Below are 16,845 nucleotides of genomic sequence, written 5' to 3'. Positions count from 1 at the left end.
GGGCCCTGCAAGCCTCCTTTACCGCTTATGAAAGACTGGCCCGACAGCCAATGCGCCGGGCCCTAGAAACCAGAGCTGAGAAATCAGAGCTGCTTGACGACGATCTCTTCTTCGGCGTCGATCTTCAGCGGATTGCGCAGCGGCAGACCGAAGTCTGCAACCTCGATCTCGAACACGTCGCCCTCTTCCGTCTTGATGCCTTCGGCAAACGACAGCGTCGCCGTACCGAACATGTGGACGTGAACGTCGCCGGGGACGCGGAACAGGCCATACTTGAAGTGGTGGTATTCGAGGTTGGCGAAGGTGTGCGACATGTTCGCCTCGCCCGACAGGAAGGGCTTCTCGAAGATTACCTTGTCGCCGCGCTTGATGCGCGAAGTGCCGCGGATATCCTCAGGCGCCGCGCCGATGCGGATCTCTGGGCCGAAGCTTGCCGGACGCAGCTTGGAGTGCGCGAGGTAGAGATAGTTCTGGCGCTCGGTGACGTGGTCGGAAAACTCGTTTGAGAGCGCGAAACCGATGCGGAACGGCGTACCGTCCTCAGCGATGACGTAGATGCCTGCCATCTCCGGCTCTTCGCCGCCGTCGAGCGCGAAGGATGGGGAGACGAGCGCGGCACCCGGAGCAGCCGCACCATAGCCGTTGCCCTTGTAGAACCACTCGGGCTGAACGCCCTTTTCGCCAGCCTTAGGCTTGCCGTTCTCGAGGCCCATCTTGAACATCTTCATCGAGTCCGTGAGCGTTTCTTCCGCGGCCTCGGAGGTCTTCTTGTGCATGCTGTCGCGCGTCGCGGCCGAGCCGAGATGCGTCAGGCCCGTGCCCGTCAGATGCAGGTGCGCTGCGTCAGGATGCGTCATCGGCGGCAGGAAGCGGCCTTCGGCATAAGCCTTTTCCAGATCGACGGTGTCACCCAGGCCATGCGCCTCGATAACCGATGCGAGCGACTTGCCACCGTTTGCGGCTTCCATGGCGAGCGCATAGACGCTGCCGGCATTGTTGACGGCTTTCGCGGTACCGCCCGGCTCGCGCACGGCGACGACGATCTCTCCGTTCGAACCCTTGATCTGCGAAATAAGCACGGTCTTCATCCTTTTTTCCATTGCGCGGAATGTGCTCCGCCATTCCGGCTCCCGAGGGAGCCGGATTACAAGTTCACGTCACTGCGAATTCAAGTCACTGCGAATAGGTGGGCAGCGCCGAAGCGCTTAGCCCTTGTTCTTGTTGTAGACGTCGAAGAAGACGGCTGCGAGCAGCACGAGACCCTTGACCATCTGCTGGAAGTCGATGCCGAGACCGACGATCGACATGCCGTTGTTCATGACGCCCATGATGAACGCGCCGATGACGGCACCGGTGATCTTGCCAACGCCGCCGGATGCCGAAGCACCGCCGATGAAGCAGGCCGCGATGACGTCGAGCTCGAAGCCGACGCCGGCCTTCGGCGTCGCCGAGTTCAGGCGCAGCGCGATGATCATGCCGGCGAGACCAGCAAGAACGCCCATGTTGACGAAGGTGAGGAAGCTCAGGCGCTCGGTGTTGATACCGGAAAGCTTGGTCGCCTTTTCATTGCCGCCCATCGCGTAGATGCGACGACCGATCGTCGTCTTGCGGGTCACGAAGCTGTAGACCGCGATCAGCACCAGCATGACGATGAGAACGTTCGGCAGGCCGCGATAGGTCGACAGCAGGTAGCCGAGCGCGACGATCGCCAGCGAGATGATGACGTTCTGCGCGATGAAGAAGCCCATCGGCTCGACGTCGATGCCATGGCTTTCGTTCACCTTGCGGCGGCGCCATGCGAGGTAGAACAGGATGACCGGCAGGATGACGCTGAGCACCAACGAGGTGATCTGCGTCGGTACGCCGAAGATATCGACCATGTCGCCAGGCAGGAAGCCGGTGGAGATGATCTGGAATTCCTTCGGGAACGGGCCGATGTTCTTGCCGCCGAGAACCGTCAGCGTCAGGCCGCGGAACACCAGCATGCCGGCCAGCGTCACGATGAACGACGGAATGCGATGATAGGCGATGAAATAGCCCTGCGCCGCGCCAATGACGCCGCCGATCGCGAGACAAAGCAAGGCCGCGAGCCAGAAGTTCATGCCCCAGGAGACGGTGAAGATCGCCGCCAGCGCGCCGACGAAGGCGACGATGGAGCCGACCGAAAGGTCAATATGCCCGGCCACGATGACCAGCAGCATGCCGAGCGCCATGATGACGATGAACGAGTTCTGGAGAACGAGGTTGGTCAGGTTGACCGGCTTGAACAGGATGCCGCCGGTGTAGAACTGGAAGAACACCATGATCGCGACGAGCGCGATGAGCATGCCGTATTCACGAATGTTGCCGCGGATGTAATCGACGACGGAAACGACGTTGCTTTCCTCGTGGCTGGTCGGGTTGACAGGAGTCATTGTTTCTTCTCCCCAGAGCGCATGATGGCGCGCATGATGGTTTCTTGGCTCGCTTCGCCCTTCGGCAGTTCAGCGACGATGCGACCTTCGTTCATCACATAGATGCGGTCGCAGTTGCCAAGCAGTTCCGGCATTTCCGACGAGATCATCAGAACGCCTTTTCCATCGGCAGCAAGCTGGTTGATGATAGTATAAATTTCGTATTTTGCACCCACGTCGATACCGCGGGTCGGCTCGTCGAGGATCAGCACGTCGGGATCGGAGAACAGCCACTTGGACAGAACCACCTTCTGCTGGTTCCCGCCCGAGAGGTTGACCGTCTCCTGGTAGATGCCCGACGAACGGATGCGCAGCTTCGACCGATAGTCGGTCGCGACCCTGCTTTCCTTGATGCCGTCGATAACGGTGCTCTTCGAAATCCCCGCCAGATTGGCGAGCGACGTGTTGTGCATGATGTTGTCGGCGAGCACGAGACCGAGATGCTTGCGGTCTTCGGTCACGTAGGCAAGACCGGCATCGATCGCCTTGCGAACGGTGCTGGTGTCCACCTGCTTGCCGTCGACATAGACTTCGCCGGTGATCTTGTGGCCATAGGCCTTGCCGAACACGCTCATCGCGAACTCGGTACGGCCGGCACCCATCAGGCCGGCGATGCCGACCACCTCGCCCTTGCGGACGTTGATGTTGATGTCGTGCAGAACCTGGCGGTCGCGATGCTGCTGGTGAAACGCGTTCCAGTTCTTCACTTCGAAGATGGTTTCGCCGATCGGCACCGAGCGTGGCGGATAGCGGTCTTCGAGATCGCGACCCACCATGTTTCTGATGATGGTGTCCTCGCTGATCTCTTCCTTATGACAGTCCATCGTCTTGACGGTCATGCCGTCGCGCAGAACGGTGATCTGGTCGGCGACCTTGCGGATCTCGTTGAGCTTGTGCGAGATGATGATCGACGTGATGCCCTGCTTGCGGAACTCCATCAGGAGGTTCAGCAGCGCATCGGAATCGCTTTCGTTGAGCGACGCGGTCGGTTCATCGAGAATGAGCAGCTTGACGCTCTTGGACAGGGCCTTGGCGATTTCGACGAGCTGCTGCTTGCCGACACCGATGTCGGTCACGAGCGTGTTCGGAGATTCGCGCAGGCCCACCTTGGCGAGCAGCTGCTTGGTGCGGTTGAAGGTGGTTTCCCAGCTGATGACGCCGCTCTTCGCATTCTCGTTGCCGAGGAAGATGTTTTCCCCGATCGAGAGCAGCGGTACGAGCGCCAGTTCCTGGTGAATGATGACGATGCCGATTTCTTCGGAGTCCTTCAGGACTTTGAAATTGCGGACGTCGCCGTCGTAGAAGATCTCTCCATCATAGGTGCCCGAGGGATAGACACCGGAAAGAACCTTCATCAGGGTCGACTTGCCGGCCCCGTTTTCCCCCACAACTGCGTGTATCTCACCCTGGCGAACCTTGAGGTTCACATTCTCGAGCGCTTTTACGCCCGGGAACGTCTTGGTGATGTTCCGCATTTCGAGGAGTGTATTTTCCATGATCAAAATTCCAGCGCCGTGGCCGTAAGATCGGCCTGGCGTTTTAAAAATCGGAAACCGGAACCCGCGCGCGAAGGCGCGGATTCCGGCGTTCGTCAGATTACTTCAGCTGGTCTTCTTTGTAGTAGCCGCTGTCGACGAGAACGGTCTTGTAGTTCTCCTTGGTGACGGCAACCGGCTTCAGCAGGTAGGACGGAACGACCTTTACGCCGTTGTCGTAGGTCTTGGTGTCGTTGACTTCAGGCTCCTTGCCGGACATGACGGCATCAACCATGGCAACGGTAACCTTCGCCAGTTCGCGCGTATCCTTGAAGATCGTGGAATACTGCTCGCCTGCGATGATCGACTTGACGGAAGGAACTTCCGAATCCTGGCCGGAAACGACCGGGAGCGGCTGATCGCCAGAACCATAGCCTACGCCCTTGAGCGAGGAGATGATGCCGATGGACAGACCATCGTAAGGCGACAGAACGGCGTCAACCTTGGCGTCGGTGTAGTTAGCCGACAGCAGGTTGTCCATGCGAGCCTGGGCCGTTGCCGGGTCCCAACGCAGCGTGCCGACCTTGTCCATGCCGGTCTGGCCGGACTTTACGACGAGCTTGCCCGAGTCGATGTAAGGCTGCAGGACGGACATTGCGCCATCGTAGAAGAAGAAGGCGTTGTTGTCGTCAGGCGAACCACCGAAGAGCTCGATGTTGAACGGGCCCTTGCCATCCTTGAGGCCGAGCTTGTCGACGATCGTGCCGGCCTGAAGAACGCCGACCTGGAAGTTGTCGAAGGTTGCGTAGTAGCTGACGTTGGCCGAATCGCGGATCAGGCGGTCGTAAGCGATGACCTTGATACCGGCGTCAGCAGCCTTCTGCAGCACGTCCGACAGCGTGGTGCCGTCGATCGAAGCGATGACGAGAACCTTCGCGCCCTTCGTGACCATGTTCTCGATCTGAGACAGCTGGTTCGGAATGTCGTCGTCTGCATACTGCAGGTCGGTCGTGTAACCGGCGTCCTGGAGCTGCTTGACGATATTGTTGCCGTCGTCGATCCAGCGAGCGGACGACTTGGTCGGCATGGCAATACCGACGAGACCCTTGTCAGCGGCAACAGCCGGCATAACGAACGAAGCAACGCCGAACGCGGCAGCTGCCATCAATGAGATAATGGATTTCATCTCTCTCTCCCTAAGTTAATAAATGCGCGGGCGACTCCTCGCCCACCCCGAACTGTGGCGGGTTTCGTATTGGATAATACTTCAATAGCGAGAAACGAAGTAGGTCTCCTCCACGCTCTCACACGTGTTGAGTGCCAACCAGCACACGGCGGCAAACTGGTATGGATTCCTATAACTGTCAAATAGAATAAGTGGCAAAAGGCATAACAAATTTGGTATATCGTTAAAAAGTATTACTTTTGATGGAGAGCAGTGGGGAGGCTGCAACCATGTCGAGCAATTCAGGGCATGTGGCATTAGAGAACGTGGATATACAGACAGAGATTTTTGGGGATGACGGCCTTCTGCGGTCGGGACTCAAGCTGAATCACCTGCGCATGATCGTCGCAATCGAAGATAGCGGCCAGATTTCGGCGGCTGCCGAAGCACTTAACATTTCACAGCCCGCCGCGTCGCGAATGCTGTCGGAAATGGAGACCATTGTTAAGACTCCGCTTTATGAGCGCGTTGCCCGTGGCGTGGTGCTCACCACCTTCGGCGAGGCACTCGCAAGGCGTGCGCGCAAGATCATGTTGGAACTCAGGGAGGCAAGCCGCGAGATCGCCGAGCTCAGATCCGGTAAGGGCGGATCGGTCTTCATCGGCGCGGTGACGGCCCCCGCCATGAGCCTCGTCGTCCCCGCCATCAAGCAGATCCGCACGGCGCTTCCCGGCATCGAGGTCAACATCCAGGTCGAGACCAGCAACGTGCTCGCCCGCGAACTTCTGGCCGCCCGCCACGACTTCGTCATCAGCCGCATCCCGGATGATCTCAACCCGCGGCTTTTCGAGGTGCAGGAGATCGGCGTCGAGCGCGCCTGCCTGATCGTGCGCAGCGGCCACCCTCTATTACAGAAGGGTGTGGCCACCATGGTCGATCTCACGGACTATGACTGGGTCTTCCAGCCGCCCGGCACATTGCTCAGGCGCACGATCGAGGACATGTTCCTGTCGCGCGGCGTTGCCGTGCCAGAGAATATCGTCAACACCTCGTCGCTGCTGCTCACCTGCGCGATCATCTGCCAGACCGACGCGATCGCTCCGATCGCCATCGACGTCGCCCACTTCCTGGCGGCGCAGCGCTCGCGCGCCTCCGATGTCCGCGTGCTGCCGATCGATTTCGAGATCAACGTCAGGCCCTACAGCCTGATCACCGCGAGGGAACGCGCCCTGCCCCCGAGCGCGCGGCTGCTTTATGATCTGGTTCTGGCCGAAAGCCGGAAGGGCGGGACCTGAATGGTTGGATGGGGCCTCACAAGCCCCACGCCATCTTGGTCGCGTTCTATGCGCATTCGCGCAAGGGAGGCTCCATGCTATTCGGACAATCGCTGTTCCAGTCAGTGCTCGATCGCCTGAAGGAAGAGGATGGCGAAGCTAGTGAAGAGGCCGCTCCCGTTTCGCACCGCATGCCGGGCTTCACGACGGGCCTAGCCTTTGACGTGATGGAGGGCGTATCCGCACCCTCGGCGCGGCCCGGCCAGGCCTATTTCGACAATCTGGAATTCGAAACGCCGCGAGAGACGACCGACGCTTCTCCCCCGGCTGAGCCATCACCCGAGCCGGTGGCCGAGCCACTCCCCGAGATCGAGCCCGAACCGGTGATGCCGGAGCACCTCGCCCGCACGGCGCTGCCTGAAATCGCCGCCGAACTGGCGATCTCGCCGAATGACACCATCCAAAGCCTCAGCGACAAGCGACGCGGCTTCGCGAAGGCCAATCATCCCGATCGCGTCCACCCACTGTTTCGCGACAACGCCACCAAGCGCATGACCATCGCCAATCAGCTGATCGACGAAGCGATCCGCCGCAAGACGAGAAGCGCCAGGCGCTGACTACGCGTCGTTCTTGGGAGCGTCCTGCGTTTCGGCAGGCTCGGCCGTCTTGTTCTCGACAGCCGCTTTTTCCTCTGTAGGGTCTGCAGGCTTGTAGGACCAGAGCAGCACGTAGGCGGCATAAGCGCCGGCGCCGGCCGCCAGCACCGCCCAGAAGGGATCGCCCCACAAGGCCTCGACCCCGGTCCAGCCGAAGCAGACCGCGACGATGAGAACGCGCACCCAAAGCGCGCGGTAGGCCGGATGGTTTGGATCGATCAGCTGCATCTCATTCCCACATATGAACTGTTACGTGTCTTTAAGATGGTTTCTTAAAATGTGAAAGGCCCACGGCCTTGACGACGCGCGGATAAAATGGAATGAAAATTCCACAAGGAGATAATTTCGGCCCATCCATTCCGCGAGAGGGAAAGCCGAATTCTAGGGAGGAAGTCATGACAGTCAGATTTGGTCTTCTCGGCGCCGGTCGTATCGGCAAGGTTCACGCCAAGGCAGTCAGCGGCGATGCCAATGCAAGGCTCGTTGCCGTCGCCGACGCCTTTCCGGAGGCCGCCAACGCCATTGCATCCGCTTACGGCTGCGAAGTCCGCACCATCGAGGCGATCGAAGCCGCCGGCGATATCGACGCCGTCGTCATCTGCACGCCGACCGACACCCATGCCGACCTGATCGAGCGCTTTGCCCGCGCAGGCAAGGCGATCTTCTGCGAGAAGCCCGTCGACCTCTCCGTCGAGCGCGTCAAGGCCTGCATCAAGGTCGTGGAAGAGACCAAGGGCAAGCTGATGGTCGGCTTCAACCGCCGCTTCGACCCGCACTTCATGGCCGTACGCCATGCCATCGACGATGGCCGCATCGGCGAAGTCGAGATGGTGACGATCACCTCGCGCGATCCCGGCGCCCCTCCCGTCGACTATATCAAGCGCTCCGGCGGCATCTTCCGCGACATGACGATCCACGATTTCGACATGGCTCGCTTCCTGCTCGGCGAAGAGCCGGTCGCCGTCACAGCAACGGCCGCCGTCCTCGTCGACAAGGCGATCGGCGAAGCCGGCGATTACGACAGCGTTTCCGTCATCCTGCAGACCAAGTCGGGCAAGCAGGCGATCATCTCCAACTCCCGCCGCGCCACCTATGGCTACGACCAGCGCATCGAAGTGCACGGCTCCAAGGGCATGGTCTCGGCCGAAAACCAGCGCGCCGTATCGATCGAAGTCGCCAACGGCGAAGGCTACACCCGCCCGCCGCTGCACGATTTCTTCATGACCCGCTACACCGAAGCCTATGCCAACGAAATCGCGAGCTTCATCGCCGCCATCGAAAAGGGCGCCAAGATTTCCCCCTCGGGCGCCGATGGCCTCGCCGCCCTCGTGCTTGCCGACGCGGCCGTCCAGTCCGTCAAGGAAGGCAAGCTGATCAAGATCGGCTGACGGTTTTCTCCCGACCGAAAGCTACATAGGAGATGGCCGGGGCCCGACCCGGCCATTTCTCGTTTTTGCCGCTGGCGCAGCACCTGCCCTCTAACGCCGCATGTAACAATCGCCCGGTCCGATCACAAAACGAACTTTGGCGCGGTGCTCGCAAGTGCATTGCCTGCGTTTGTATATTAGCGATTTTTCCGCGCGTCTGACGCATGTTACATTGCGCTAGATATCTAAATCACCATTGGATTCCTTCAGCTTTCCGGCCATTCATGCCACCTCCGACGAACTGGGTGACCAATAGATGGCGGATATTTCGGGCTCTTCCGGGCGAATTGGCAGCCTCGATGGCTTGCGTGGCATTGCCGCTTTATGGGTGCTGATCGGACACGCAATGCTGCTCACCGGATGGCATCTGCCACTGATCGGCGATCCCGATCTCGGCGTCGATCTCTTCATCATGCTCTCCGGCTTCCTGATGGTGTTTCACTATCAGTTGCGCCAGGACAAGGAGCCGTGGTCGGAGATCTCGACATGGTCGAATTTCTGGACCCGCCGCTTCTTCCGCATCGCCCCGCTTTATTACGTGATGCTGGCGATCGCCATCGCGCTTGGCCCCGTCATCTTCGACAGCCGCATGGTGATCGATCATTTCCTCGAGGTCACCCCTCAGCAGCCCGAGCGCTATCTCGACGGTAGCCTTGAGAATGTGCTGCTGCATGTGAGCTTCCTCTTCGGCCTCTCGCCTGCGCACGCCTTCCGCACGCCGCTGCCAGATTGGAGCATCAGCCTTGAGATGCAGTTCTACGCCGCCCTGCCCTTCCTGATGCTCTTCATCCACAGGCTCGGATGGCTGCGCGGGAGTATCGGCGTGGTTATCGCCGGCGTTGCGATCGCCATGGCGCTGCGCCTCGTCGGCATAAACTTCCCGATGCCGGCCTTCCTGCCGCTGAAGATGCACGTCTTCGCATCCGGCATGCTGCTTGCCGGCGCGCTCAACGCCTCAACCCCACGCGCCCTCGTCCACTTCCTCCTGGCGCTGGCCTTCGTGGCGATCCCGATCGGCGGTGGCATGACCGTCATGCGTGAAGTCGTTCGCCTCGGACTTGTCGTGGCCTTCTTCGCGCTGATCTTCCACGCCCATCTACCCCGCCCACTGGCAAACCCGCTGAACCGGATTTCCGATTTCATGGGCAACAAGTTCTGCCACGAGCTCGGCGAACTCTCCTTCGGCGCCTATCTGATCCACCTACTGGTCATGCAGCCCGTCATCGCTTACTTGATCAAGGCGCATGGCCACGACATCAGCGACTTCCAGCGCTTCCTGCTCTCCATCGCGATCACCATCCCGATCGTCTATGCGCTGTCGGCCGTCGGGCACAGGTTCATCGAGATGCAGGGACAGAAGATCGGCAGGACGCTCACCCGACGCAGGACATCCGCCGCTTAACCGAACCCGCCCTGGACGATATCCCCGTCGATGACCGACAGCGCCCGGTTGAGATGCCCCTCGAACACGAGCAGCGGCTCGTCGAACACGACGCGCAGCTCTGGCATGCCCTGCATCCTGACCATGTGCGACTGAGCAAGCCCCTCCTCTATCCCCGGCCTCAGCAGATCGTAGTAACGAGTGCCGGGCCCGGTGATCGCCACCGGCATCCGCTCGGTGAGGCTGAGCAGCCGCGACAGCCCGTTTCCGAGCGCCAGCCCCGCCTGCCGAAAGGCAAACGCCGACATCCGGTGCCCCTGGCGCGCCCGCGCCGCGATCTTGTCCAGCTCGCCGACGGGCACGAACTTCGCCGGGATCGTATCGTCAGGCACTTCGAAGGCCATGCGCAGGATGGCGTAAAACCCGGCATAGGCCTCGATGCACCCCCTGCTTCCGCACCGACAAAGCCCGCCATTGGCCACATGCAGCATGTGCCCGAAATTGGGCGCCGAAATCTCCCGCTCCGCCGGCCCCGCATTGCGGACGATCCCGAGCCCGATACTGTGTCCCAGCGACAAAGCCGCCAGCGACCGCAGCCCCTCGGGATTGCCCGCATCCTCACGCGCGCCAAGCGCTGCGGCAACCAGCAACGTCTCGTTGTCGAGAATGATCTTAGCCTGCCATGCGGGCCTCAGCGCCGCCTCGAAATCGATCCGGTCGCTGCCGAAGATCGGCGACCACAACAGCACGGCATCATCCGAACTCACAAGCCCCTTGCTGCTGATCGAGATCAGCTTGATCTTGTCCCGAGACAACCGCGAGCGCTCGAGCAGCCGCTCCAGCCCCTCACCGACAGCATCAGCGAATCGAGCCGCGCCATCGGGATCATGCGAGCGGTCCTCGCCGAACCGGTCGATCAGCGTGCCGGCGTAGTCCACCAGCGAATATTGCACGCCATCCGACGAAATGATGACGACGATCAGATAGCCGCTGTCGCGTCTCTGGCGAAACTGCACGCGCGGCCGCCCCCGGCCACTCGCCGCCTGCTGCTCGGACTTTTCGATCACCTCGCCCTTTTCGAGATCGGCGGTAATCGCCGAAATGGTGGCCGAGGAAAGTCCGGTGAAATCAGCTATTTCGGTATGGGACAGCGCGCCGTGGCGCCTCAGCGCGGCAAGCACCAGCACGCTGTTGCGCTGGCGCACCAGTTCCGTGCTCGATCTGGTCAGCATGAAGGCCGCCCTATTCCCGCGTGCATTCCACCCCTCGTTCACACCGTATCTCCAACAACCTCCACGTGAGAGATCATTCACAGGTAGTGCGGTGTTGACAGTTGAAAAATTCTCTGACACTTATTTTCTCGACTGTCGAGAAAATAATGAAAACCTTTCCCGACAGCACATCGCGGCGGCCGGAGGAACCACTGGCTGGGGCTGGCCGCATTCTATTCGGGAGGATATTATGAAGCATGTTTTGAAGCTGATGGCAGGTGCTGCCATCCTCGTATCGGTGCATACCGCCGCAATGGCTGCCGACCTCGTGGTCGGCGTGTCGTGGTCCAACTTCCAGGAAGAGCGTTGGAAGACCGACGAAGCCGCCATCAAGAAGGCGCTTGAAGCCAAGGGCGCCAAGTACATCTCCGCAGACGCCCAGTCGTCCGCCGCAAAGCAGCTGACCGACGTTGAATCGCTGATCTCGCAGGGCGCCAACGCCCTCATCGTTCTCGCTCAGGATTCGGACGCAATCGGCCCGGCCATCGAAAAGGCTGCCGCTGAAGGCATTCCGGTCGTAGGCTACGACCGCCTGATCGAAAACCCGGCCGCCTTCTACATCACCTTCGACAACAAGGAAGTCGGCCGCCTGCAGGCTGAAGGCGTGTTCAAGGTCAAGCCGGAAGGCAACTACGTCTTCATCAAGGGCTCGTCTTCCGACCCGAACGCGGACTTCCTGTTCGCCGGCCAGATGGAAGTGCTGAAGGCTGCCGTTGACGCGGGCAAGATCAAGAACGTCGGCGAAGCCTACACCGACGGCTGGCTGCCGCAGAACGCCCAGCGCAACATGGAACAGTTCCTGACCGCCAACAACAACAAGGTCGACGCCGTTGTTGCTTCCAACGACGGCACGGCCGGCGGCGCGGTTGCTGCTCTCGACGCACAGGGCATGGCAGGCACCGTTCCGGTCTCCGGCCAGGACGCCGACAAGGCAGCTCTGAACCGTATCGCGCTCGGCACCCAGACGGTTTCCGTCTGGAAGGACAGCCGCGAACTCGGCAAGCGCGCCGCTGAAATCGCGCTCGACCTCGCCGGCGGCAAGACCATGGACAAGATCGACGGCGTCACCGCCTTCGAAGGCGGTCCGAAGAAGGTGAAGATGCAGTCCATCTTCCTGAAGCCGCAGGCGATCACCAAGGACAACCTGAACGTCGTCATCGACGCAGGCTGGATCACCAAGGCTGAAGCTTGCCAGGGCGTAAAGGCCGGCAGCGTCAAGGCTTGCGACTAATCCTCGCCAGCTGAGCCAACACACCGGCGCCGTGGCGATCTCGCCGCGGCGCCGGATGCGGCTGGAGCCTAACTGATGCGCTCCCCGCCTCGCAACGCACCGCGAACGCTTTGATTCCCTGCCGCAACGATGCCGCGCCCCACGCGGCCGCTTCGGAAGTCTCTCGGTGGTCGATTTGAAGAACAGGGCACCTCGGCTAGGGCTTTCGGGCGCCCGCGCCAGAGCCCAAACAATGGGGGAAACGGCAAACCCATGGCAAACATCACGCAATCCTCATCGAGCCATCCGCGCTCGGCGGAGGGTAACCCTTTCACGCGCTTCCTGCGCGCCACCGAGATCGACACGCGCCTGCTCGGCATGGTCGCGGCGTTGCTGGTCATCTGGATCGGCTTTCATCTCTACACCGGCGGGCTGTTTCTGACGCCACGCAACCTCTGGAACCTCTCGGTCCAGACCACCGAGATCGCGGTTCTCGCGACCGGCATGGTGCTCGTCATCGTCACCCGCAACATCGACCTGTCGATCGGCTCGATGCTCGGCCTCGTCGCCATGATCATGGGCGTCGTCCAGGCGAAATTCCTGCCGCAATATCTCGGCTTCGACAATTCTTGGACCTGGCTGATCACGCTCATCTGTGGCCTCATCGCCGGCACGCTGATCGGTCTCTTCCAGGGCGTCATCATCGCCTTCCTCGGCGTCCCCTCCTTCATCGTCACGCTCGGCGGCTTCCTCGCCTGGCGCGGTCTTGCCTGGTACGTCACATCGGGCCAGACGGTCGCCCCCCTCGACACCACCTTCCGCATCATGGGCGGCGGTGCGGAGGGCTCCGTCGGCGCCACCTGGAGCTGGATCATCGGTCTGATCGCCTGCGTGCTGATCATCGTCGGCATCATCAGCTCGCGCCACCAGCGCAAGCGCTTCAATTTCCCGCGCCGGCCGCTCTGGGCCGAATATTTCCTGGTTGTTCTCGGCTGCGCCCTGGTGCTCGGCGCCATCTGGGTCTCGACCATCTATTACTGGCCGGTGGCGATCGCCAAGAAATACGCCGAAGCCAACGCCATCGCCTGGCCGGAAACGGGGCTCTTCATCTCCTACGGTATCGCCGTGCCGGTGCTGATCGCCGTTCTCGTCGGCATCGTCATGACCTTCATCGCCACCCGCCTGCGCTTCGGCCGCTATGTCTTCGCGATCGGCGGCAACCCTGAAGCAGCCGAGCTCGCCGGCATCAAGACCCGCTGGGTGACGGTGCGCATCTTCGCGCTGATGGGCTTCCTGGCAGCCGTTGCCGCGGCGATCTCGACCGCCCGCCTCAACGCCGCCGCCAACTCGCAAGGCACGACCTACGAGCTCTACACCATCGCGGCGGCCGTCATCGGCGGCACATCGCTTGCCGGCGGCACCGGCACGATCGCCGGCGCCATGCTCGGCGCGCTCGTCATGCAGTCGCTGCAGTCGGGCATGGGTCTCGCCAATGTCGATACCCCCATACAGAACGTCGTCGTGGGCGCGGTTCTCGTCGTTGCCGTCTGGCTCGACACCGTCTATCGCTCGCGGTCGAAGTAAGAGGAGCCTGGATATGACTGATCAACGCACTTCCCCAAGCCCGAACACTCCTCTCGTGGAACTGAAGAACATCTCGATCTCGTTTGGCGGCATCCACGCCGTGGACAATGCCTCGGTCGATCTCTACCCCGGCGAAGTCGTCGCCCTTCTCGGCCACAACGGCGCCGGCAAGTCGACGCTCATCAAGATCCTCTCGGGCGCCTACAAGCGCGACAGCGGCGAGATCATGATCGACGGCGAACCCGCCGATATCAAGAACCCGCGCGACGCCAAGAAATACGGCATCGAGACGATCTATCAGACGCTTGCCGTCGCCGATAACGTCGACGCCGCCGCCAACCTCTACCTGGGCCGCGAGATCCGCACCAAGTGGGGCACGCTCGACGACGTCGCCATGGAGGCCTCGACGCGCGAGGTGATGGGCCGCCTCAACCCCAACTTCCGCCGCTTCAAGGAGCCGGTGAAGGCGCTCTCGGGCGGCCAGCGGCAATCGGTTGCGATCGCCCGCGCCATCCTCTTCAACGCCCGCATCCTGATCATGGACGAGCCGACGGCAGCCCTTGGGCCGCAGGAGACCGCGCAGGTGGGCGAGCTGATCAAGCAGTTGAAGAAGGAAGGCATCGGTATCTTCCTGATCAGCCACGACATCCACGACGTCTTCGACCTCGCCGACCGCGTCTCCGTCATGAAGAACGGCCAGGTCGTCGGCCACGCCCGCACCGAGGACGTGACCAAGGACGAAGTGCTCGGCATGATCATCCTCGGCAAGGTGCCCCCCAAGGCCATCCCCGGCCCCGGCGCCATGCAGGTGTGATTAAGAAACCAAGGTCCGCCGATCGACAGAACGGCGGACTTTTCATTTTGGTGATTGAAGCCAGCCAAAAGCTAGGCTAAGAACCACCCATCGGACAGGCGATTCAAACCCGCCTCAGGCATGCACCCGTAGCTCAGCTGGATAGAGTGTTGGATTCCGATTCCAAAGGTCACAGGTTCGAATCCTGTCGGGTGCGCCATTTTTCTCCAGAAAGCCGTTAAATACCAATAATTTCTATGCTTGATCAATCTTTCAGGTACACAAACGGGTCCGCGGAAGGTACACAATGGGGCTTGCCTTGAAACATATTGTCGTCAGTCAGGCGCGGACATATCACTAGCGTCGGCGACTGCCCCGCGACATCGCGCATCTGATGGGGAAGAACGAGTTCAAGCGTTTACGGATGCACCATGAGTGGCGAGCAACAGCGTCGGCTATACGCCCCTATATCGAAGGTGTGATCCAGCGCTACGAGTACGTGTTGAACGCAGCAGAGCAAAGCGAGCCGCCCTCTCTCACCGCACCGCTCCCTAGCCGTCCAAAGGACCGTGGTTGGGACGCCCCTCCGCTGCGACTTGAATGGGTACGGGGGTGATACGCTTCCTCACTTGTCGAGGTCGATACCTCGGGTTTTTCTGGCAAATTACACGCCTTGAGGTGTGGTATACATAGCACCGGCGCGAACCACTTTAGAGGGACAATGAGCAAAATCGGACGCAACCAGACGTGTCCATGCGGGAGCGGTAAAAAATACAAACGGTGCCACGGCGCTTTAGAGGCTGCTTCCTCTCCAGCCCCTCTTCTTCCTCCGTCCAAGACTATTGAAAATGCAATGCGTCAAGCAGCAGCGCAGCAAACGCTCAGAGAGCGTCAGCAAGGGCGCGGTCGAGGCATCGTCTCTACGAAGCTGGGCGACAGACGCTTCGTTGCGGTCGGAAAGAACGTCTTCCACTCCGAAACGTGGCTGACGTTCTATGACTTTCTATTCTCCTACATAAAAATGAAGCTAGGTGCCGAATGGGGTAACGGCGAACTGGCGAAGGATTTTGCGGCCCGGCATCCGGTGATTCAGTGGTATGATGCGGTGGCGAGGGCCCAGGCCGAACACTCCGACGCAACTGACAAGAAGGTGGTGAAATCGTCGCCAATGACGGGAGCGATGATTTGCTATCTCGGCCTCGCATACAATCTCTATCTGCTAGAGCACAACGTTGAGCTTCAAGAACGTTATCTCAAACGTTTGAAAGACGTAAAAAACTTCCAAGGAGCATACTACGAGCTAATCGTCGCGGGCGCGCTTCTTCGTGCGGGTTTCCGCCTTGAACTGGAAGATGAGACCGACAACTCTACAAAGCATTGTGAGTTCTCTGCCATCTCGAAATCCACGGGGCAGAAATACTGGGTAGAGGCAAAGATGCGGGCCGTTGAGGGCGTCTTGGGCAAGACCCACCACGACGGCGCAAGGCCCTCCGACCGCGATGCTACGCGCAACCTCACGGCCCACTTGAACGGCGCTCTAAGCAAACCAGCGGCAGACAAGAGGTTAATATTCATCGATCTGAATGCGGAGATACGCGCCGGGGACGAGATGCCCGATTGGTTCGACAAGGCGATAAAGCGGTTGGACGCACGGGAAAGAGATTTAAAGGCAGATGAGACGGCCTATGTCTTTGTGACAAATCTCCCATTCCACCGCTATCTCGATGAAACGAATATCGCTCGCCACGCGCTTGCCTACGGCCTTGGCATTCCAGATTTCAGCAAGCCGATGCCTCGCACACTAAGGGAAGCGTATCGCCTAAAGCGAAAGCACATCGACGGCCACGAAATCATGGCTGCCCTTCGCGAATATCCGGTGTTTCCTGACACTTTCGACGGTTCGCTTCGGTCGGACGCGAGTGGCCTAAACATCAAAGTCGGGGAAACGTATCAGTTCAATGATTTGGGAGAAAACGGCGGAACCATCGCAACGGTGACCACGGGGACGGTGGATGACGTTGCAGGCATGGCAATGATAGGAGTTACGACCCTAGACGGCAAAAGCTTGATCTTGCGGCAACCCCTTACTCCGGAACAACTAGAGGATTATAGACGGTATGGCTCATTGTTTCTTGGCGAGGAAAACCGCAACGGGA

Annotated in this window: 13 protein-coding genes, 1 tRNA gene and 1 pseudogene; 9 read left to right on the top strand and 6 right to left on the bottom strand. The window is 60.4% G+C overall.

From position 1 onward, the window contains the following. Positions 1-83: 83 nt before the first annotated feature. From araD1 to chvE, 4 genes are all read right to left on the bottom strand, one after another. Positions 84-1,079 carry an AraD1 family protein gene (gene araD1, locus AC1DOG_RS00175; RefSeq protein ID WP_477926871.1) on the bottom strand — a complete coding sequence of 332 codons (996 nt, stop codon included), beginning with the start codon at positions 1,077-1,079 and terminating at the stop codon, positions 84-86. Between the two features lie 126 nt (positions 1,080-1,205). After that, positions 1,206-2,414 carry a multiple monosaccharide ABC transporter permease gene (mmsB, locus tag AC1DOG_RS00170; protein ID WP_113200161.1) on the bottom strand — a complete coding sequence of 403 codons (1,209 nt, stop codon included), beginning with the start codon at positions 2,412-2,414 and terminating at the stop codon, positions 1,206-1,208. After that, the gene (mmsA, locus tag AC1DOG_RS00165) at positions 2,411-3,949 is read right to left on the bottom strand and encodes a multiple monosaccharide ABC transporter ATP-binding protein (protein WP_047506352.1); all 1,539 of its coding nucleotides are present in this window, start codon (positions 3,947-3,949) and stop codon (positions 2,411-2,413) included. Before mmsA ends, mmsB begins: the two co-directional genes overlap by 4 nt. A 100-nt stretch (positions 3,950-4,049) precedes the next feature. Further along, positions 4,050-5,114 carry a multiple monosaccharide ABC transporter substrate-binding protein gene (gene chvE, locus AC1DOG_RS00160; RefSeq protein ID WP_018897233.1) on the bottom strand — a complete coding sequence of 355 codons (1,065 nt, stop codon included), beginning with the start codon at positions 5,112-5,114 and terminating at the stop codon, positions 4,050-4,052. Positions 5,115-5,356: 242 nt separating this feature from the next. Between chvE and AC1DOG_RS00155 the strand changes: the two genes are divergently transcribed. Both AC1DOG_RS00155 and AC1DOG_RS00150 read left to right on the top strand, forming a co-directional pair. Continuing rightward, positions 5,357-6,388 (top strand): LysR family transcriptional regulator, encoded by a 1,032-nt coding sequence (locus AC1DOG_RS00155; RefSeq protein WP_477926374.1) that lies wholly within the window; start codon positions 5,357-5,359, stop codon positions 6,386-6,388. A gap of 74 nt (positions 6,389-6,462) precedes the next feature. Then, positions 6,463-6,984, top strand: coding sequence for a hypothetical protein (locus tag AC1DOG_RS00150; protein WP_477926373.1), 522 nt, complete (start codon positions 6,463-6,465; stop codon positions 6,982-6,984). Here AC1DOG_RS00150 and AC1DOG_RS00145 read toward each other — a convergent pair whose 3' ends face one another. Further along, entirely contained in the window at positions 6,985-7,251 is a 267-nt protein-coding gene (locus AC1DOG_RS00145; RefSeq protein WP_477926372.1) for a hypothetical protein, read from the bottom strand. A gap of 167 nt (positions 7,252-7,418) precedes the next feature. On the opposite strand from AC1DOG_RS00145, the gene iolG reads away from it, so the two are divergent. Next, positions 7,419-8,411, top strand: a complete 993-nt coding sequence (gene iolG, locus AC1DOG_RS00140; protein WP_477926371.1) for an inositol 2-dehydrogenase — start codon at positions 7,419-7,421, stop codon at positions 8,409-8,411. A 295-nt stretch (positions 8,412-8,706) separates the two neighbouring features. After that, the gene (locus AC1DOG_RS00135; protein ID WP_477926370.1) at positions 8,707-9,852 is read left to right on the top strand and encodes an acyltransferase family protein; all 1,146 of its coding nucleotides are present in this window, start codon (positions 8,707-8,709) and stop codon (positions 9,850-9,852) included. Here the strand turns inward: AC1DOG_RS00135 and AC1DOG_RS00130 are convergent. Next, on the bottom strand, positions 9,849-11,063 hold the full coding sequence (locus tag AC1DOG_RS00130) for an ROK family transcriptional regulator (RefSeq protein ID WP_477926369.1): 1,215 nt from the start codon (positions 11,061-11,063) through the stop codon (positions 9,849-9,851). The genes AC1DOG_RS00135 and AC1DOG_RS00130 overlap by 4 nt on opposite strands. Positions 11,064-11,292: 229 nt before the next feature. On the opposite strand from AC1DOG_RS00130, the gene xylF reads away from it, so the two are divergent. From xylF to AC1DOG_RS00105, 5 genes and pseudogenes are all read left to right on the top strand, one after another. Next, positions 11,293-12,333 (top strand): D-xylose ABC transporter substrate-binding protein, encoded by a 1,041-nt coding sequence (xylF, locus tag AC1DOG_RS00125; protein WP_018897226.1) that lies wholly within the window; start codon positions 11,293-11,295, stop codon positions 12,331-12,333. 252 nt (positions 12,334-12,585) lie between these two features. Beyond that, positions 12,586-13,896 (top strand): sugar ABC transporter permease, encoded by a 1,311-nt coding sequence (locus tag AC1DOG_RS00120; protein WP_018897225.1) that lies wholly within the window; start codon positions 12,586-12,588, stop codon positions 13,894-13,896. 13 nt (positions 13,897-13,909) lie between these two features. Further along, positions 13,910-14,710: an ATP-binding cassette domain-containing protein gene (locus tag AC1DOG_RS00115; protein ID WP_026282772.1), complete on the top strand. Its 801-nt coding sequence runs from the start codon at positions 13,910-13,912 to the stop codon at positions 14,708-14,710. 122 nt (positions 14,711-14,832) lie between these two features. Further along, a tRNA-Arg gene (locus tag AC1DOG_RS00110) sits at positions 14,833-14,909 on the top strand. Between the two features lie 498 nt (positions 14,910-15,407). After that, positions 15,408-15,488, top strand: a pseudogene (locus AC1DOG_RS00105) (SEC-C metal-binding domain-containing protein); the annotation flags it as partial. Positions 15,489-16,845 lie beyond the last annotated feature (1,357 nt).

It is taken from the genome of Rhizobium sp. 01N48 (assembly GCF_056399145.1).
The sequence above is the reverse complement of the archived record's forward strand: the minus strand, read 5'-3'. Positions and strand labels throughout refer to the sequence as shown.